Source organism: Streptococcus oralis, assembly GCF_022749195.1.
GTDB lineage: Bacteria > Bacillota > Bacilli > Lactobacillales > Streptococcaceae > Streptococcus > Streptococcus oralis_CI.
The window spans coordinates 681,401-701,551 of record NZ_CP094226.1 but is presented as its reverse complement, the minus strand read 5'-3'; the positions used below and the strand labels follow the sequence as shown (position 1 = coordinate 701,551).

Annotated in this window: 19 protein-coding genes; 1 reads left to right on the top strand and 18 read right to left on the bottom strand. The window is 40.5% G+C overall.

Annotation, left to right across the window (positions count from 1 at the left end; genetic code table 11):
- Nucleotides 1–102: 102 nt before the first annotated feature.
- From MP387_RS03410 to budA, 11 genes are all read right to left on the bottom strand, one after another.
- Nucleotides 103–927: a hypothetical protein gene (locus MP387_RS03410; protein ID WP_242747694.1), complete on the bottom strand. Its 825-nt coding sequence runs from the start codon at nt 925–927 to the stop codon at nt 103–105.
- Nucleotides 914–2,173: an AAA family ATPase gene (locus tag MP387_RS03405; protein ID WP_242747692.1), complete on the bottom strand. Its 1,260-nt coding sequence runs from the start codon at nt 2,171–2,173 to the stop codon at nt 914–916. Before MP387_RS03405 ends, MP387_RS03410 begins: the two co-directional genes overlap by 14 nt.
- 650 nt (nt 2,174–2,823) lie before the next feature.
- Nucleotides 2,824–5,442, bottom strand: coding sequence for an alanine--tRNA ligase (gene alaS, locus MP387_RS03400; protein WP_242747690.1), 2,619 nt, complete (start codon nt 5,440–5,442; stop codon nt 2,824–2,826).
- A 20-nt stretch (nt 5,443–5,462) separates the two neighbouring features.
- Nucleotides 5,463–5,948 (bottom strand): LURP-one-related/scramblase family protein, encoded by a 486-nt coding sequence (locus MP387_RS03395; RefSeq protein ID WP_000847083.1) that lies wholly within the window; start codon nt 5,946–5,948, stop codon nt 5,463–5,465.
- A gap of 257 nt (nt 5,949–6,205) precedes the next feature.
- Entirely contained in the window at nt 6,206–7,276 is a 1,071-nt protein-coding gene (locus MP387_RS03390) for an ABC transporter substrate-binding protein (RefSeq protein ID WP_242747688.1), read from the bottom strand.
- Nucleotides 7,273–8,046 (bottom strand): ABC transporter permease, encoded by a 774-nt coding sequence (locus tag MP387_RS03385; protein ID WP_000712716.1) that lies wholly within the window; start codon nt 8,044–8,046, stop codon nt 7,273–7,275. Before MP387_RS03385 ends, MP387_RS03390 begins: the two co-directional genes overlap by 4 nt.
- Nucleotides 8,043–8,849, bottom strand: a complete 807-nt coding sequence (locus MP387_RS03380) for an ABC transporter permease (RefSeq protein ID WP_242747686.1) — start codon at nt 8,847–8,849, stop codon at nt 8,043–8,045. The genes MP387_RS03385 and MP387_RS03380 overlap by 4 nt, the downstream gene beginning before the upstream one ends.
- A complete protein-coding gene (locus MP387_RS03375) occupies nt 8,830–9,987 on the bottom strand; it encodes an ABC transporter ATP-binding protein (RefSeq protein WP_216728283.1) in 1,158 nt (385 codons plus the stop codon). The genes MP387_RS03380 and MP387_RS03375 overlap by 20 nt, the downstream gene beginning before the upstream one ends.
- Nucleotides 9,988–10,146: 159 nt before the next feature.
- Nucleotides 10,147–11,052: a UDP-N-acetylmuramate dehydrogenase gene (murB, locus tag MP387_RS03370; RefSeq protein WP_242747684.1), complete on the bottom strand. Its 906-nt coding sequence runs from the start codon at nt 11,050–11,052 to the stop codon at nt 10,147–10,149.
- A 111-nt stretch (nt 11,053–11,163) separates the two neighbouring features.
- The gene (locus MP387_RS03365) at nt 11,164–11,916 is read right to left on the bottom strand and encodes a YhfC family intramembrane metalloprotease (protein ID WP_033629494.1); all 753 of its coding nucleotides are present in this window, start codon (nt 11,914–11,916) and stop codon (nt 11,164–11,166) included.
- A gap of 9 nt (nt 11,917–11,925) precedes the next feature.
- Entirely contained in the window at nt 11,926–12,657 is a 732-nt protein-coding gene (gene budA / locus MP387_RS03360) for an acetolactate decarboxylase (protein ID WP_000375405.1), read from the bottom strand.
- 144 nt (nt 12,658–12,801) lie between these two features.
- Here budA and MP387_RS03355 point away from each other — a divergent pair, with 144 nt between their 5' ends.
- Nucleotides 12,802–14,073 (top strand): aminotransferase-like domain-containing protein, encoded by a 1,272-nt coding sequence (locus tag MP387_RS03355; protein WP_242747681.1) that lies wholly within the window; start codon nt 12,802–12,804, stop codon nt 14,071–14,073.
- A gap of 19 nt (nt 14,074–14,092) precedes the next feature.
- Here the strand turns inward: MP387_RS03355 and MP387_RS03350 are convergent, their stop codons facing one another.
- From MP387_RS03350 to MP387_RS03320, 7 genes are all read right to left on the bottom strand, one after another.
- Nucleotides 14,093–14,908: an ABC transporter substrate-binding protein gene (locus MP387_RS03350; protein ID WP_242747679.1), complete on the bottom strand. Its 816-nt coding sequence runs from the start codon at nt 14,906–14,908 to the stop codon at nt 14,093–14,095.
- Between the two features lie 157 nt (nt 14,909–15,065).
- Entirely contained in the window at nt 15,066–15,719 is a 654-nt protein-coding gene (phoU, locus tag MP387_RS03345; protein ID WP_242747678.1) for a phosphate signaling complex protein PhoU, read from the bottom strand.
- A gap of 11 nt (nt 15,720–15,730) precedes the next feature.
- Complete coding sequence (gene pstB, locus MP387_RS03340) at nt 15,731–16,489, bottom strand: phosphate ABC transporter ATP-binding protein PstB (RefSeq protein WP_242747675.1); 759 nt, start codon at nt 16,487–16,489, stop codon at nt 15,731–15,733.
- A 12-nt stretch (nt 16,490–16,501) separates the two neighbouring features.
- Complete coding sequence (pstB, locus tag MP387_RS03335) at nt 16,502–17,305, bottom strand: phosphate ABC transporter ATP-binding protein PstB (protein WP_000049851.1); 804 nt, start codon at nt 17,303–17,305, stop codon at nt 16,502–16,504.
- Between the two features lie 10 nt (nt 17,306–17,315).
- Nucleotides 17,316–18,200: a phosphate ABC transporter permease PstA gene (pstA, locus tag MP387_RS03330; protein WP_000543050.1), complete on the bottom strand. Its 885-nt coding sequence runs from the start codon at nt 18,198–18,200 to the stop codon at nt 17,316–17,318.
- Nucleotides 18,190–19,107, bottom strand: a complete 918-nt coding sequence (gene pstC, locus MP387_RS03325) for a phosphate ABC transporter permease subunit PstC (protein ID WP_001070951.1) — start codon at nt 19,105–19,107, stop codon at nt 18,190–18,192. The genes pstA and pstC overlap by 11 nt, the downstream gene beginning before the upstream one ends.
- A complete protein-coding gene (locus MP387_RS03320; protein WP_242747673.1) occupies nt 19,107–19,985 on the bottom strand; it encodes a phosphate ABC transporter substrate-binding protein PstS in 879 nt (292 codons plus the stop codon). Before MP387_RS03320 ends, pstC begins: the two co-directional genes overlap by 1 nt.
- Nucleotides 19,986–20,151: the final 166 nt, after the last annotated feature.

Below are 20,151 nucleotides of genomic sequence, written 5' to 3'. Positions count from 1 at the left end.
TGAAAAAATAGAATAATCTTTTTTTCTAGCTACTAATTAAACAATTTTTTATTAAATTAATTATCAATTTAAATCTACAACTTATCTTAATAAATATAAGTTTTAACTAACTAAAAAGTTAAGCCCATATGATTTTTCATATTCTGAAAGACTCTTAAAAAGATTAGTTCTTTTAAATGACTCTAAAGTGAAACTAGCTCTCAGTACTAACTCAACATCTTTACTTTTAATATTTTTTTCAATTCCAGAAGTGTTACAAATCACTTTAAATAATTCAGAAAAATCGTGTCCTCTTGTAATTAATTTTAAATCTGTAACAAAATGATAGTGTTCCTCAACAATAGACTGTTTCTCTGAATCGTAATTATTTTTTGACGGTCTATTTATTTCTTTTATAATTTCTTCATTACAGTTTAATTCTGATTTTCTATACAGTTCGTCAATAGAAATATTTTCGGTAATGAATTCCCAACCCTCAGATGAATTTTTTTCTCTAAAACAACTTATATATTTTAGCTTTTGAAATACTTTCTTACGTAAATCAAAGACTTTCTCATCTCCACAATAAAATTCACTACATATACTTTCAAATGATTCATCATTCATAGCTAACATAATTTCTAAACTATGATAATCATACAAAAAAATTTTATTGTCACCTGAAGTCAAACTGCTATAGTCTTTATCCCGTATCCCAATAATTCTTTTATCACTCTGAAAAAAATTAACAATTTCTTCAACACCATCACATCCTGAAAACGATTCGAATCCATATGTATTATCATTAAATTTATTTTTAATAAATCTTAAATCGTCGTCTCCCTCTACTATGACAAAAGTCTTTACTTTATTATAGTCTTCACCACATAAAAGTCTAATTTCAGAAATTATATCCTCTCGTTTGAGATTTCTTCTAATCGAGTCCATATAACTCTCCTAAATCAATTTGATTCTCCCAATGATTATTAATAATTTGTGGAGAGTGTGTAGCAACTATTACATTCAGCTTTTTGAATTTAATTATCTTATATAAATCATCCATAAATTTCTTCTGCCAAGCAATATGTAAGGATATCTCAGGTTCATCAATTAATAATAAAGTATTTTCTGGAGTCTCGAAAATTAATTTATAAAATAGAATAATTTCCTGTTTTTCACCGGATGACAGCTGAGATAGGGAAATCTGTTTCCCTGTAAAATCAGTATCCTTAATAAAAATGCCCTTTTCTCTTGAAATTGCAATATCTTTGAAATTCAATTTATCGTTTATTATCTCGGTAAATAATTCTAATTGATTAATAAAATTCTCATAAATTTGATATTTTTCATCAAAATCGTCAAAATATATTTTTAATGCTTTTGCAAATTCTTCTTTAAACTCTAAATTACTCAAGTCCTGAATGCGAGAAAGATCATACTTATTTAATTTTTGAAATTTTTCAGTCATCAATTGTATTTTCTGATTGAATTCATCTTGTGAAGTGATTGCTTCTTTATTATTAAATAATCGTATAGGGTATGAACTATCTAGTTCATTTGACTTTGAGGAATATTCTGAACTATTCTCATCCAAAAGAAGTTTGAATTTTCTAGGTAATTCTTTTATCTCATCTTTTAATCTAGATTCATCAAAACTATCAAATTCTTCACTCACCAATCTTTGCTCTCTTATGTAAAATACCTTCCCTAGTTCTTTAGAAAACTCTTTCAGAGTATTTTTCACAAACTTAATATTATTCTTTTTAATTAAACCCTTCCTAGAATATAGTTCTATAAATGACTCATAATTAAAAACTTCATCCATATTTTTTATATCTGAGAATTTTTTATCAAACTTTTTATTATAATATCTATTAAAAAGAGAGGCATTTTCTATATATTTTTTAATATCTTTTAAATTAATAGAGTAATTTGTTTTATCATTTATTACTAAAGATTCAGCTTTTTTTGTAATTTTTAATTGTTTTTCATTAGATATTAAAAAAATTGCTTCTTCGAAATCTAAATTGAAAAAATAAGGAATACCTTCTTCTTTTTCATACAATTGATATATACAATCTAATATAGTTGATTTTCCAAATCCATTTGGGCCCGTAATAATGGTTAGTCCATCTTCTTTTAATTCTATACTGTAGTCAAATCGACCAAATAATCCTTTGAATTGGATCTTCATAATATTCAAACTCCTTTTAATTTTTAACAATAGATGGATAAAGTTGCCTATCAACCTTAAGTAATTTTTAATATTTCGTAAGCAATCATATAATTAAATTCTTTATTTATAAAGTCCTGAATCTAACTAAAAGTCCAAGTACCTTTGCTATTTTATATTGTTACCATAATATGTTCTATACACAATACTGCGTCCTTCATTCTAAAAGTAACACTATAACCTTTTCTCTAATATATTTTAGAAATATATTATTACTTAAGAAACCGATTTCATTATAACATCCTTTTTCTGTTTTTTCAAATTAGAAGAGAAATTATATTTACTAATCCCAGTAATAGATAAAATTGCAAAATCTTCAACTTTAAATCAAATGATAAAAACAAATTAACATCATTACTAATTCTATTAATTTTCTAGAATTGGTAATTTGTATGATCTATCAATCTGTTGATTTTATGATTTAATTTAGTTTTAGGAACTCTTTATAATTTTTATGATGTGCTTTCCTTATACTGAAAATCAAATACATGAATTACAATCTAACTATATATCATATCTTTTCATCAATTTAAAATGATTGACAAAGAATTTTACAAAATTTCCTTTGGAAAACAAAGATCCACCCAAGTGGATAGATCCTAAATGTTTTCTTACAATTTACCTGCTACTGCATCCAACAAGTCTTGAATCTTCGCTTGGTTGCTTCCTCCTGCCATAGCCATGTCTGGTTTACCACCACCACGTCCATCGACGATTGGAGCCAATTCTTTAACCAAGTTACCTGCGTGGATTTCTTTAGTCTTGCTGGCTACGAGAAGGTTGACCTTGTCACCAATAGCTGCGACAAGAACAAGGACATCAGAGTAGTCTTTTTGTTTCCAGTTGTCCGCAAAAGTACGAAGGGCACCCGCATCTGAAACAGAAACTTGGCTTGCAATGTAACGGTGGCCGTTAACTTCCTTCACGTCCTTGAAAACATCACCTGCCGCTGCGGCTGCTGCTTTTTCTTTCAACTCTGCATTTTCTTTTTGCAATTGACGGAGTTGCTCTTGGAGTCCTTCTACCTTATGAGGAACTTCCTTGAGTTGAGGTGCTTTCAAGGTTGCTGCGACAGCTTTCAAAGCGTCTTCTTGTTCACGGTAAGCTTCAAAGGCTTCCTTACCAGTAACTGCCAAGATACGGCGAGTTCCTGATCCGATTCCTTCTTCTTTGACAATCTTGAAGAGACCGATTTCAGAAGTATTGCCAACGTGGGTACCACCACAGAGTTCCACAGAGTAGTCACCGATGGTTACAACGCGAACTTCCTTGCCATATTTCTCACCAAAGAGAGCCATCGCTCCCATTTCCTTAGCAGTGTCGATATCTGTTTCAACTGTTTCAACAGCCAAAGCTTCCCAGATTTTCTCATTGACTTGCTGTTCAATGGCACGCAATTCTTCAGCAGTAACTGCTTGGAAGTGGGTAAAGTCAAAGCGAAGGAATTCGACTTCATTAAGTGAACCTGCTTGAGTTGCGTGGCTACCAAGGATATTGTGAAGGGCAGCGTGAAGCAAGTGAGTCGCAGTGTGGTTTTTCATAACACGGTGACGACGATTGGTATCAATTGCCAAGGTATATTCTTGGTCCAAGGCAAGCGGTGCAAGGACTTCAACTGTATGAAGAGCTTGTCCGTTTGGAGCTTTTTGAACATTTGTCACAGTAGCCACGACCTTACCTGACTCATCCAAGATTTGACCGTGGTCAGCTACTTGTCCACCCATTTCAGCGTAGAATGGAGTCTCTGCAAAGATAAGAGAGGCAGTTCCTTCAGATACAGCTTCTACTTCAGCATTGTCCGCTACGATAGCCACCAACTTAGAAGGCAATTGGCTGGCGTTGTAGTTGAAGACACTTTCCACTGTAATGTTTTGAAGGGTTTCATTTTGCATTCCCATTGAGCCACCTTTGACAGCTGACGCACGCGCACGTTCTTGCTGCTCTTTCATGGCTGCTTCAAAACCTTCACGGTCGACAGTCATCCCAGCTTCTTCAGCGATTTCTTCTGTCAATTCAACTGGGAATCCGTATGTATCGTAGAGTTTGAAGACATCTTGCCCCGCAATAACGTTTTGGCCTTTCGCTTTCAAATCAGCTACAATGGTTTCTGCAAAGTGTTGACCTGAGTGAAGAGTACGGGCAAATGACTCTTCCTCGCTCTTCACGATTTTCTCGATAAAGTCACGTTTTTCAAGCACTTCTGGGTAGTAGCTTTCCATGATTTTTCCAACCGTTGGAACCAGTTTGTAAAGGAAAGGCTCGTTGATACCCAATTTTTGACCGTGCATAGAAGCACGACGGAGCAAACGACGAAGAACATAACCACGACCTTCATTTCCAGGAAGGGCACCATCACCGATGGCAAATGAAAGAGAACGGATATGGTCAGCAATGACCTTAAAGCTCATGTTGTCGCCATCTTGGTCATAAACCTTACCAGACAATTTCTCAACTTCACGAATGATTGGCATGAAGAGGTCCGTTTCAAAGTTTGTCTTAGCCCCTTGGATGACTGCCACCAAACGCTCCAAACCAGCGCCCGTATCAATGTTCTTATGCGGTAATTCCTTGTACTCGCTACGAGGAACAGCTGGATCAGCGTTGAATTGTGACAAAACGATGTTCCAGATTTCGATGTAACGATCGTTTTCGATATCTTCTGCAAGGAGACGAATTCCAATATTTTCTGGGTCAAAGGCTTCTCCACGGTCAAAGAAGATTTCTGTATCTGGTCCAGAAGGTCCAGCACCGATTTCCCAGAAGTTGTCTTCGATTGGGATCAAGTGGCTTGGGTCCACTCCTACTTCAATCCAGCGGTTATAAGAATCCTTATCGTCTGGATAGTAGGTCATATAAAGTTTTTCAGCTGGGAAATCAAACCATTCTGGGCTTGTCAAGAGCTCATAAGCCCAAGTGATGGCTTCATCACGGAAATAATCACCAATAGAGAAGTTCCCCAACATTTCAAACATAGTATGGTGGCGCGCAGTCTTCCCTACGTTTTCAATATCGTTAGTACGGATAGCTTTTTGCGCATTGGTAATACGTGGATTTTCAGGGATAATGGTTCCGTCAAAGTATTTCTTAAGGGTTGCTACCCCAGAGTTAATCCACAAAAGAGTTGGGTCATTTACAGGAACCAAGCTGACTGATGGTTCGACAGAGTGGCCTTTATTTGCCCAGAAATCAAGCCACATTTGGCGAACTTGAGCACTAGATAGTTGTTTCATAATATCTCCTTATTACTTGTTTAATTTGATTGGCTTTCTAGCATCTCCACATAGTCAATCGCGACACAGAGGGAAATGACCAGGTCTGCATAAGAGTCTTCATAGACGGTTACGGTGTAAGTTGAGGTCAAATGGAAAATCTCTTTCCGAATCTCGGCAATCACTTGGTCACGATCATCCAGCAATTTGAAATTCAAATCCCAGATATTGCCCTCAATACGAAGCCCGAGATCATCAAACTCATACTTATCTCGAAAGAAGGTCAACTTCTTACGAATGACGAAATTGGAACCGTTTCGTAGCTGAATAGTAAAGCGAGGAAGCAAGGTGAAAAATTCTTTACTGATTTCACTGACCTGCTCACCATAGGCGTCATAGATGGTAAAGGTCTTAGGAATTTGGAAGAAAGATCCCTCCACTTGATAGTTCACTACTCCTCTGTCATCCTTGATATCAAAGCGTTCGCCCCCAAGACGAAACTTTTGTTTCACGAGAAATGTCTTCATAAACACCTCCAAAAATCAAAAGACAAGCTCACATCACGAAGGGCGAAAAACCGCGGTACCACCTTCATTCAATGAACTTGTCATTCTCTTATTCTTATGCAATTGTCTGATTGAGTAGCATGACTTCCTACCTTAGATGGCTCGCAGCACCGCCATTTCTCTGGACTAAGTTGATTGAAAATCAATTCTCAACTTTATTATTATATCGTTTTTTGAGTTCTGCGTCAACTGGAAAAGCTGACAAGAAAGCATATCTCCTACTTCCGATACATTTTAAACTGTAGGAAGAGGTCGCTATATTTTCCTGTCCATTTATGGTCAAATTTCTCATAAACTTCCATGTGTTTCATGGTATCAGCGTCTGGATAGAAGGATTTGTCCTCACGAGTCTCCTCTGGGAGCATTTCCTTGGCTGGTAGGTTTGGTGTTGAGTAGCCTACATACTCCGCATTTTTCAGAGCATTTTCGGGTTTCAACATAAAGTTGATAAAGGCATAGGCTGCCTCTTGGTTTTTCACGGTTTTTGGAATGACCATGTTATCAAACCAGAGATTGCTGGCCTCAGTTGGAACAACATACTTGAGATTAGGATTTTTCTCCAACATCTGGCTGGCTTCCCCAGAGAAGGTCACCCCGATAGCAGCGTTGTTCTGAATCATGTAACCCTTCATCTCGTCTGCAACGATGGCCTTGATATTTGGAGTCAGTTTGTAGAGCTTGTCTACCGTTTCTTCCAACTGCTGAGGATCCTTTGAGTTGAGGCTGTAACCGAGCGAGTTAAGTCCGAGCCCCAGCACCTCACGCGCCCCATCAAAAAGCATGATGGAATCCTTGTATTCTGGTTTCCAGAGGTCATCCCAATGTTCAGGAGCCTCATCTACCATGTTTTCGTTGTAGACAATTCCCAAGGTACCCCAGAAATAAGGAATGGAGAATTTATTGCCTGGGTCAAAAGTCTGGTTGAGGAACTCTGGTCCGATATTTTCAATTCCTTCAATTTTTGAATAATCAAGAGGAACCAAAAGGTCTTCATCCTTCATCTTGTTGATCATGTACTCACTTGGGATGGCAATATCGTAGGTTGTTCCCCCTTGCTTGATCTTGGTATACATGGCTTCGTTGGAATCAAAGGTCTCGTACTGAACTTGGATCCCTGTTTCTTCTGTGAATTTCTCCAAGAGTTCGGGATCGATATAGTCCCCCCAGTTGTAAATAACCAATTTCTGACTATCTCGGCTATTGATTTTACTGTCTAGATGAGTCGCAATCCCCCATAAGACAAGGATAATCGCTACAATTCCTGCTAAAAATGAATAGAGTTTTTTCATGCTTGCTCCTCCTTCTCACGTGAGATAAAGTAATAGCCAACAACTAGGATAATACTAAAGAGAAAGACAAGGGCAGACAGAGCATTGATTTCTAAGGAAATTCCCTTACGAGCACGAGAATAAATCTCGACTGATAGAGTAGAAAAGCCATTTCCTGTCACAAAGAAGGTTACGGCAAAATCATCCAGCGAATAGGTGAAGGCCATGAAATAACCTGCAATGATAGACGGAGTCAGGTAAGGAAGCATGATTTCCTTGAACATCTGAAACTGGCTGGCTCCCAAGTCATAGGCCGCATGAATCATGTCATCATTCATCTCCTTGAGGCGAGGCAAGACCATCAAGACCACGATAGGGATGGAAAAGGCCACGTGACTAGATAAAACCGTCAAAAAGCCAAGCGAAAACTTAAGCTGGGTAAAGAGAATCAAGAAGCTGGCACCAATCATAACGTCAGGCGCAACCATGAGGATATTATTGAGTGATAAAAAGGCTTCTTGGTATTTCTTACGAGACTGATAGATATAGATAGCACCAAAAGTCCCGATAATGGTCGCAATCAAGGCAGATAGAAAGGCCAAGAAAAAGGTTTGGGTGAGGATCAACATGAGGCGACCATCACCAAACATGGTTTTAAAATGGCTCAGACTAAATCCTGTAAAGCTGTTCATATCATCCCCTGCGTTAAAGGCATAGCCAATCAAGTAAAAAATCGGCAAATAAAGGATGATAAAGACAAAGGCTAGGTAGAGATTGGCAAATTTTTTCATCGTTCTCTCCTTTCCTTGGTCACCCACATGGTGATGAACATGGTCAGGATGAGGATCACACCGATGGTAGAACCCATACCGTAGTTGTCATTGGTTAGGAAATTCTGTTCAATGGCTGTGCCCAAGGTAATAACGCGGTTCCCACCGATCAAACGTGTCAGCATGAAGAGACTCAAACTTGGGATAAAGACAGACTGAACCCCACTTCTCACACCGTTCATAGACAGAGGGAAGATAACATGGCGGAAAGTCTCCCACTTGGTCGCACCGAGGTCATAGCTGGCATTGATAAGATTGTTATCCATATCGTCCAAAACATTGAAAATCGGCAAAATCATAAAGGGAAGCTCAATGTAGCTTGCGACAAAGATAAAGGAGAAATCCGTAAAGAGCAACTGCTGCGAACCGATTCCGATAAATTCCAAAAATTGGTTTATGGAGCCATTTTGACCAAAAATCCCGATAAAGGCATAGGCCTTAAGGAGCAGATTAATCCAGGTTGGCAAGATAATCAGCATGAGCCAGAGTTGACGGTGCTTTAGACGGGTCAAAAAGAGGGCTGTTGGATAGCTGATGAGCAGTGTTACCAAGGTTACAATCCCTGCATAAAGCACAGAGTTGAAGCTCATTTTGAGGTAGGTCAAGTTTTGTGACACAAAGTAGGATTTGTAGTTTTCTAAACTAAACTGCCCTTCAATGTTGAAAAAGGATTGTCCAAAAATCAAGACCAAGGGTGCGAGGACAAAGAGGGCAATCCAAAGCATGTAGGGCACTACAAAGAGTTTAGAGGTTGTTTTCTTCATCTCTTTCCTCCTCGATCGCGTTAATCAGACCTGCTTCTTGCTCTTCGATTTCTACGTATTCTTCAATACGAGCATCGAATTCTTCTTCGGTTTCGTTAAGACGCATGATGTGGATATCTTCTGGTTCAAAGTCCAGACCGATTTCCTCGCCAACGATGGCCTTACGAGTCGAGTGGATCATCCATTCATTTCCGAGTTCGTCATAGGCGATAATCTCGTAGTGCACCCCACGGAAGAGTTGGGTATCCACCTTGACTTGGAGCTTGCCTTCTTCAGGAAGGGTAATGCGCAAGTCCTCTGGACGAATGACAATCTCGACAGGCTCATTTGGCTTCATCCCCCCGTCGACCGCTTCAAAGCGTTTGCCATTGAACTCGACCAAGTAGTCCTCAATCATGGTTCCTGACAAGATATTTGACTCACCGATAAAAGTGGCAACAAAGTGGTTGATTGGCTCATCATAGATGTCCACCGGCGTTCCAGACTGAACAATCTCGCCATCGTTCATAACGAAAATCCAGTCACTCATAGCAAGAGCTTCCTCCTGATCGTGAGTGACAAAGACAAAGGTAATCCCCAATCGTTGTTGCAATTCACGCAGTTCGTACTGCATGTCTGTTCGCAATTTCAAGTCCAGCGCTGACAAGGGCTCATCCAGCAAGACCACACGGGGTTGGTTGATGATAGCACGGGCAATGGCCACACGCTGACGTTGTCCTCCAGAGAGTTTACGAATGGAACGCTTCTCGTAACCTTCCAACTGAACCATCTTGAGAACTTCCGCTACGCGTTGTTCGATTTCTTTCTTGTCGATTTTACGCAAGCGGAGTGGAAAGGCAACATTTTCAAACACATTCATATGTGGAAACAAGGCATAGGATTGGAAGACGGTATGGACATCTCGTTTATTAGTTGGGATATCGTTGATTCGCACCCCATCCAGTAAAATATCCCCTGTCGTCGCATCCAGTAAACCTGCAATGATATTTAGAATGGTTGATTTTCCTGAACCAGATGCGCCCAAAAGAGTGTAAAATTTCCCTTCTTCCAACTCAAAGTTAATGTCTTTGAGAACCTTGGTGTTGCTGTCTTCAAAAACTTTAGAGACGTTTTTGAATTCAATAATTGGTTTTTTCAATTGTCATAAATTCCTTCTTTTTCATAAATTAACAGATTAGGGCTCTGTTAGGCCGCTACTACCTCGTGTAGGAGATTAAACTGCCTACATACATCTTCACTAACGATAGGCTTTCACCCCCTTTACAATGGTTATAGCAGCAATTTTTCAACCCCAACCTTATTCCTTCTCACCCAAGATTCGGACTTCTCTTTCAAGAGTAACACCTGAGTGTTCCTTGACTTTTTCGATAACAGATTGGATCAAGTCTTCATAGTCTTTGGCCGTTCCGTCAGCAACATTGATCATGAAACCGGCATGCTTTTCAGATACTTCCACACCACCGATTCGATAGCCCTTCAAGCCTGCCTCTGAAATCAACTGTCCTGCAAAATGCCCAACTGGACGCTTAAAGACTGAACCACAAGATGGGTATTCTAGAGGTTGTTTGAGTTCACGTAGGTGCGTCAAGCGGTCCATTTCTTGCTTGATAACCTGATGATTCCCTGGAGATAGAGCAAATTTAGCTGACAAAACAACAGCCCCAGAATCCTGAATAGCTGAATGGCGGTAACCAAAAGCCAAATCCTTGGCAGATAAGGTCTCGATTTCCCCTTCCTTGGTCAAAATTTGACAAGACTGCAAGATATGAGCAATCTCTCCTCCATAGGCACCCGCATTCATAAAGACAGCTCCACCGATGCTTCCAGGAATCCCACAAGCAAACTCAAAACCAGTCAAACTATGACGGAGGGCAATACGTGTTGTTTCAATCAAGTTGGCTCCTGCTTCTGCTTCGATGGTATAGCCATCAACTGAAACGTTATTAAGCTTATCACACAAGATTACAAAACCACGGATTCCACCTTCACGAACAATGATATTGCTGGCATTCCCAAGCACCATCCAGGGAATATTCTCTTGATTGGCAAATTGGACGACACGCATCATCTCATAGCGATTGCGTGGCAAAACTAGGTAATCCGCTCGACCTCCAACCTTTGTATAGGTATAGGTCTTCAAAGGTTCCTTAAAACGAATATCGATTCCTTCTAGGATTTCAAGCATTTTTTCTTTTACTGACATGTCACTCTTCCTTTTTCAAAATTCATTCCATTATACCATTTTTAGAGACATTTGACGACCATAAAAAGAGCTTGTTTTATCTTTACATAAAAAAAGAGGTCACCCCTCTTTTTATGATTTTTTCCAAAATGTAGATTTTGTTAGCCAGATAAAGACTAGAAGTTCTACGAAAAGAATGAACTCAACTAGAAGCGGATTTGCAATCCATCCTACCTGAGATAAGGCCGGAGCCAAGTCAAACAAAGCATGCAAACCATAGGCAGCAAGGAGGTAGATCCATTTCTTTTGACGAACACTTTGATAGACCCAGATAGAGAGACCAATTTGCAGAACCAGAGCAAGCACACGCTCAACTCCTAGTAAATAAACCTGCCATACAGAAAGAGACTGGACCGTTTCGAGTGTAGTCTTTGGAAGGAGATTAGCTACATCAGTATTTGAAGACTGGATGAGTGAAAAGAGAATCAACAAACTGATCAAGCTTCCCATTCCGAGATAGAGCATCTCCAAGCCCCCATGTCCCAAACCATAGGCCAAAGCATCTCGATCTTCTAGCTTTCTCTTTTTCTCCAACCATTTAAAAAAGATAAGACGAGCCGTCTCTTCAAAGAGGGCTGCCATAGCGATCCCATAAAGGACGTATAAGAAAGGCTGCTCCTGCATAAGCGGAATGGTTCCATCTTTTTGCGGATGGAGTATCAGAAGGTGAACCATCTTCTCTAACACTTGAGAAGAAACAAAAAATGCGATTGCCCCCAAGCCCATCACTGCAAGAGAGATTTTAAACCGTTTTTTGGCATACCAAGTCCCACTTACTAGAATGAGAACCAAAGCGATCATGGTAAGGATAATATGTACTGTCATCTTTTTCTCCTATTCTGACTTATCAATATCTTTCTTCATCTCGTCAACGTTAAATTTGGCAAATAAATACTGGCGATCTTGGACTGGAAAACGTTGGTCCAACTGGTCGACTGCCCCAACCTCGATCATTCCTTCTTTGATAACAAAGTCCATCACATGCCCACCAAAGGTCAAATCATCTGAGATAAAATGCAAATGGTAACCTGCAACACTCACTCCATGGAAAATCTCCGGTGTCCAAAATCCAACAATGGTTCCCGATACATTTTCACGGCTATATTCAGGTTGGTGAGTCGCGACATCAGCAAACTTGGTATCAGGTGTGGATTTAGGAATCATCCGTACGTGCATTTGTGAAAATTCGCCATGAATCTTGATGGAACGAAAGAGATTCTCCCCATCATAGTAGGACTCAATTCGCTTTTCCAATTCTTTATCAGTCATCTCAAAGCGCTGACGAAAAATCACTTCTGCCTGATGAGGAACCACTGCTGCATAGGGAATAAGAGCATCCGCTGCCACCTCAACGATTTCAGGCGTTTGACCAGATCCCTTGGCTTGATAAGCCTTGCCATCAAGGACAATCAACTCTCCATCAATCGAATCAAGGGTTCCCAAACCAAGGTCACCATGTTCCAGCAATTCTCCCACTGTCATGGTTCCACCATAGAGACCTGCCATTAGGGCACCCAGAGTATTGTATTGAAATAATTTTACCGGTTCCTGCACTTTTCTATCCATTCTCTTTCTTATCTTCTGTTCAATAAATCATCATACTTTCTAAGTATACCACATTTGCTCCTAGTTGTGAAAGGGGGAATGCTTTTCCCATTGCCAAGCAGGCAAAAAAAAGGTACAATGTAACAAAATCAACGGAGGTCTGGAATGAAGAAAGAAAGTAAATACCAAGCAGTCGTTTCCTTTCTAAAAAAGGGGATTGAATCAGGAAAATTTCCAACAGGTAGCCGGCTTCCCTCTATCCGTCAACTGAGCCAAGACTTCCACTGTAGCAAGGACACTATCCAACGAGCCCTGCTGGAATTACGCCATGAACAATACCTCTATGCCAAACCCCAAAGTGGCTACTATGTTCTAGAACAAGGACAGCATCAGGACTTGGAAATCGAAGTCACTGACGAACATGCCAGTGCCTATGACGACTTCCGACTCTGCGTCAACGAAACCCTAATTGGAAGAGAAAACTACCTCTTCAACTACTATGACAACCAAGAAGGCCTTGAGGAACTGAGACAATCTGTCCAGCAACTCCTCTTTGACCAAGCCCTCTACTGTAAACCCGACCAACTGGTTCTAACATCTGGTACCCAACAAGCTCTCTTTATCCTTTCTCAGATTAACTTTCCGAGCCAGGGAACTGAGATTTTGGTCGAACAGCCGACCTACCACCGGATGAACCGTCTCTTGGTCGCTCAAGGATTAGCCTACCAGACCATTGAACGCCGTATTGATGGCATCAACCTTGAAGAACTGGAAGAACAGTTCAAATCTAGGAAAATCAAGTTTTTCTACACCATTCCTCGCTTCCACTATCCCCTAGGTCATTCCTATTCTGATCAGGAAAAAAGGGCTATTTTGGATCTAGCAAATCAGTATGGTGTATATATCGTCGAGGATGATTATCTAGGTGACTTAGACTCTAAAAAGGGACAAACCTTCCACTATCTGGATACTGAGGATCGGGTCATTTATATCAAGTCCTTCTCAACTAGTCTCTTTCCAGCCCTTCGTATTACCGCCCTCATTCTCCCAAATGCTCTAAAAGAGGCCTTTGTTTCCTACAAAAATATCCTGGACTATGACAGCAATCTCATCATGCAAAAGGCTCTTTCTCTTTACATCGATAGCCAGTTATTTGAAAAAAATCGATTGGCCAGACTGAGCCTTCAAGAGAACTATCAAACTCAGATTAAGGAAGTACTTGAAAAAAACACCTGTCCCTTGCCCCACTATCCTCTACACGATGGTCTTTTGCTTGATTTGAGACACTATCCTAAGATTGCTAGTTTGAAACACAGCTCACTCAAACTAGACTTTTTTGAGAAGGCTTATTTGGATGCCTGTCCTTATCAGTTCGCCAAAGTTACTCTTGAAAATCTAGAAGAGCTATTAGAATACATAAAAGCAGAATTGGATTAAAGTCCAACTCTGCTTTTTCTTACTGTTCAACTTCTGTTAGTTTCGCTGCTTTCTCAAGATAAGTTTGATAGGTTCCGTCATCTTTTAGTTTTTGGATAACCTTATCTACTACTGCTTTCAAGTCTGATTGATTTTTCTTAATAGCAACGGCATTGGCTTCGCCATCTTTCATCGTCAAGTTAACAGATGCAACAACGAGATCTGAGTTTTTACCTGCATAGCTAAGAGCAACTGGTTCATCCATATGAACAGCATCCACTTTTCCAGCCTGCAATTCATTGACTGCTTCCCCCATATTGGTCAAGGATGTCAACTGGGCATTTGGCAATTGTTCCTTGACCATGGTTTCTGGCACAGTTCCCTTTTGAGCTGCGATATTGGCACTTGCGAGACTTGAAAGATCCTTGTATTTGTCTAAATCGGCTTTTCTGACCAAGAAGCTCATTTTGTTTTCATAGTAAGGGATTGAAAAGTCAAAGACTTCCTTTCTCTCATCTGTTGCACTAATTCCTGCAATTGCTAAGTCAGCCTTTCCAGTTTGAAGACTGGTCAAGACATTGTCAAAACTCATGCTAGAGATTTCAAGTTTAACCCCAAGCTCATCCGCAATCGCTTGAGCCATATCAATATCTGCACCAACCACTTGGTTTTTACCATCTACCAAGGCTTGGAATTCAAATGGTGCATAGTCTGGGCTAGTCGCCACAACTAGCTTCCCTTTTTGTTTGATAGCTTCCACAGCAGACTGAGAACTATCAGTACCTGACTGACAAGCCACTAAAATCATGCTGGCAAGCATGCTACACACAACTAATATCCATTTCTTAAATTTCATAAATAAACGACCTTTCTGTTAATTCTGAATAATTATAACTCTTTTAAAAATAGTTGTCAACCCTTTTAGAGATTTTGATTGTAAAACAATTCTTTTCATAAAAAAGAAGACTGATTTATTTTAATCAGCCTTTTCTTCTGTATATTTAAACCGTTTCTTATAGTTCGACAATCTTACCTGTTTCAAAGTAAACAACCCATTCACAGATATTTTTTGCGTAGTCTCCAATACGTTCCAAGAAAGAAATAACCTGGAAGTAATCACGGCCTGTAACGATAGCTTCAGGATTTTTCCTAATTTCTTCTGTAGCCAAATCACGGATGCTATCAAAGTAATGGTTGATTTTTTCATCCATAGCCGCTACTTCGTAGGCTTGATCCACAGAACCGTTGAGATAGAGATCTAGAGCCGCTTCAACGAAGTTTTTCACGTCGCGTCCCATCTTTTTGATTTCTCCTTCAACAGAAGGGATACGTTGCTCCCCCTTCATACGAATGGTCGCCTCAGCGATAGACACTGCATGATCTCCCATGCGTTCCACGTCTGAAACTGCCTTTAGAACGGTCAAGACGGTACGAAGGTCTTGCGAAACAGGTTGTTGGAGAGCAATCATTTCAAATGATTTCTTTTCCAACTTCACTTCATATTCATTTACTTCTGCATCGTCTTCGATGACTTCTTTTGCCAAATCACGGTCATGCGTGACAAAGGCACGCACTGTACGATTGATCTGCGAGAGCACTTCTTGTCCCATAGCATAGAACTGGTTGTGCAATTTCTCCAAATCTTCTTCAAATTGGGATCGTAACATCATTCAACTCCTTATCCAAATTTTCCTGTAATATAATCTTCTGTTTCCTTGTTTTGTGGGTCTAGGAACATCTTCTTAGTATCGTTAAACTCGATCAAATCCCCATCTAGGAAAAATCCTGTTTTATCAGAGATACGAGAGGCTTGTTGCATCGAACGTGTAACCAAGAGCATGGTGTACTTATCTTTCAGACCATACAAGGTTTCCTCAATCTTACCTGCAGAAATAGGATCCAAAGCTGATGTTGGTTCATCTAAGAGGATAATTTTCGGACTGGTTGCTAAGACACGAGCAACACAAACACGTTGTTGTTGTCCACCAGAGAGACCAATGGCCGAATCATGCAAACGATCCTTTACTTCATCCCAGATAGAAGCACGTTGCAAGGCCTTTTCTACTGCTTCATCCAAAACATGTTTATCCTTAACCCCATTGATACGTAGCCCATAGACAACATTTTCGTAGATAGACATAGGGAATGGATTGGGTTGTTGGAAAACCATGCCGATTTCCTTACGCAATTCAACCGTATCTGTACGAGGACTATAGATATTGTGGCTATTATAGACTACTGATCCCGTTGTTGTCACTTCAGGATTTAAATCGCCCATGCGGTTGATGGCTTTGAGCAGGGTAGACTTTCCTGATCCAGAAGGTCCAATCAAGGCCGTTATTTCCTTAGGTTGGAAAGAAAGGGAAACACTATTCAAGGCCTTCTTTTTATTGTAATAAACGGACAGGTCTGACACCTGTAAAATCGCTTCTGACATACCGTTTCCTTTCTAACCAAAGTGTCCCGTTACATAGTCATTGGTTGATTGTAACTTAGCATTTTGGAAAATATTGGATGTCTTATCATACTCAATCAAATCACCCAAGTAGAAAAATCCAGTGTAGTCACTTGCACGCGCAGCCTGCTGCATACTGTGGGTAACGATGATGATGGTAAAGTCCTTCTTCAATTCCAACATGGTTTCTTCCAGCTGGGCTGTCGCAATCGGATCCAAGGCTGACGCCGGTTCATCCATCAAGAGGATATCTGGCTTGACAGAGATGGCACGAGCGATACAGAGACGTTGCTGCTGACCTCCAGAAAGCATCAAGGCTGATTTGTGAAGGTCGTCTTTGACCTGATCCCATAGGGCAGCCTGTCTCAGAGAGGTTTCTACAATTTCATCAAGTACTTTCTTATCCTTAACACCTGCACGTTCATGAGCAAAAGTGATGTTGCGATAGATAGACTTAGCAAATGGATTTGGACGTTGGAAGACCATTCCGATATGCTTTCGCATCTCATAGACATTGATTTCAGGTCTGTTGACGTCAATCCCTCGGTAGAGGATTTGACCTGTTACCTTGGCAATATCAATGGTATCATTCATCCGATTGAGACTGCGAAGATAAGTAGATTTCCCTGATCCAGAAGGACCAATCAAGGCTGTTATTTTATTTTTTTCAAATTGCATATCGATGCCCTTGATGGATTCATTTTTACCATAGTAAACATGTAAATCCTTGGTAGAGAGGGCCACTTTTTCTTCAGGGAAGGTGATGATATGCTTTTCATCCCAGTTATATTTTGACATGGCTTCTCCTTTAGGCAGCGGTTAATTTCTTGTGTAAATAGCTTCCGAGTTTGCGTGCTCCAAAGTTAAAGATCAAGATAAAGATGAGGAGCACAGCGGCAGAACCAGCAGATACAATGGTAGCATCAGGAATGGTTCCTTCACTGTTGACCTTCCAGATGTGGACCGCCAAGGTTTCTGCTTGACGGAAGATTGAGATAGGGCTGGTAACACTGAGGATATTCCAGTTAGACCAGTCAAGGGCTGGAGCAGATTGTCCTGCCGTATAGATAAGAGCGGCGGCCTCACCAAAGATACGGCCAGATGCCAAAACAACACCCGTTACGATACCTGGAAGAGCTTCTGGAATGACGACATGGACCACCGTCTCCCAACGAGAAATTCCAAGAGCAAGACCAGCCTCACGTTGCGTATGGTGAACGTGTTTTAAACTGTCCTCAACATTACGAGTCATCTGAGGGAGGTTAAAGACCGTCAAGGCCAAGGCACCCGAAATGATTGAAAATCCATACTCAAACTGGACTACAAAGATCAAGTAACCAAAGAGACCAACAACAACTGATGGTAGAGAAGACAAAATCTCAATACAGGTACGAATAAAATTGGTCACAGGTCCTTTTTTGGCATACTCAGCGAGGAAAACGCCAGCTCCCATAGATAGGGGAACAGAAATAATCAAGGTAATGACCAAAAGGAAGAAGGAATTGTAGAGCTGAATCCCGATACCCCCACCTGCTTGATAAGAGGAAGATTTCCCAGTCAAGAAGGACCAAGAGATGTGAGGTAACCCTCTCACCAAGATATAGAGAATCAAAGATGCCAAGATGGCAACGATGATACCCGCGATGGTATAGAGGACAGCTGTTGCAAGTTTATCTAATTTCTTAGCGTGCATAGTTTTTCTTTCCTCGTTCTTTCGTAATCAATTTAATCACACTGTTAAAGGCCAAACTCATCAAGAGCAATACCAAGGCCAGTGACCAGAGAACGTTATTATCAACCGTTCCCATGACGGTATTTCCGATACCCATAGTCAATACAGATGTCAAGGTCGCAGCTGGTGTTGTTAGCGAGGTTGGGATAACTGCTGAGTTTCCGACCACCATCTGAATAGCAAGGGCTTCACCGAAGGCACGCGCCATCCCAAAGACCACTGCAGTGAAAATACCTGAACGTGCTGCTTTCAAGGTCACACGCCAGATGGTTTGCCAACGAGTGGCTCCCATAGCCAAACTGGCTTCACGGTAATGACGAGGAACAGCACGCAAGCTGTCTGTTGTCATAAAGGTTACAGTTGGTAGGATCATGACAAAGAGAACGAAAATCCCTGACAAAATCCCGAAACCAGTTCCACCAAAGACGCTACGAACAAAAGGCACCACAACTTGCAAACCGATAAATCCATAGACGACTGAAGGAATCCCAACGAGGAGTTCAATGGCTGGTTGCAAAATCTTTGCACCCTTTGGTGATACTTCTGTCATAAAGACTGCAGCACCAATAGCGAAGGGTGTTGCGATGAGAGCTGATAAAATCGTCACAATAAAGGAACCCAAAATCATCGGAAGGGCACCAAATTGTTTTCCTGAAGGATTCCAAGTTTGTCCAAAGAGGAAATCAAAGATGTTGACCCCATTAACAAAGAAGGTCGATAAGCCTTTTTGGGCTACAAAAATCAAAATCATGGCCACAATGATAACAATCAAAGAAAGGCAGGTGAAGGTCAAACCTTTACCAAACTTCTCAAGGCGAGAGTTCTTTGAAGGAGAGAGTAATTTTTTAGATAATTCTTCTTGATTCATTATTGACCTCCTTCTACTGCTGTAACGGTACCTGAAGCATCCTTTTGGACTTTCATTTCATTGATGGAAATATAGCCCATTCCCTTAACAATCCCATTTTGGGCTTCATCTGAGAGGACGAAATTCAGGAATTCAGCAGCTAACTCATTTGGCTGACCAAGTGTGTACATATGTTCATAAGACCACAAAGGCCAATTGTTGGTCGTTACATTCTCAGATGTAGGTTCATACCCATTCAGTTTCATGCTTTTCACGGAGTCATCTACATAGGCAAAAGCCAGGTAAGAAATGGCTCCAGGCGTTTGGGATACAATCGACTTGACCATCCCGTTAGAATCCTGTTCTTGGCTCTGCATTGCCGCTTGGCCATTCATAATCACCGTATCAAACGTCGCTCGTGAACCAGAACTTGCTGCTCGGTTGATGATTGAAATGGCCAGGTCTTTGCCCCCAACTTCTTTCCAGTTGGTCACTTCACCTGTAAAGATTTTGCGAAGTTGCTCGGTTGTGAGATTTTCAACATCCACTTCCTTGTTTACAATCACTGCAAGACCAGCCACTGCAACCTTGTGGTCTACCAGAGCTGAAGCATCGATTCCTTCTTTTTCCTCTGCAAAGACGTCAGAGTTCCCGATGTCAACTGCTCCAGACTGGACTTGAGATAGGCCTGTACCCGATCCACCACCTTGAACATTGACTGTTTTTCCGATGTTTCTAGAACCGAATTCATCTGCTGCCGCTTCGACAAGAGGCTGAAGAGCAGTTGAACCAACGGCTGTCATGGATTCTCCACGATCAATCCAGCTAGCACATCCTGCAAGAGAACCTGCTATCAAAAGAGCTGCAAGAGACATGACGAGCTTTTTTCTTTTTTTCACTGTTATTCTCCTTGAACATAATGATAAATGTTCTGATTTCTTCCGTTTGTCCTGATCATCCAATAATCATCAATGATTGTCCCACTTTATTTTATCTAGTCATTCTTCGGAGCGGACAATTCCATCGTATAATATAAGTAATAATGAAAGACTATCAGAAAAAACT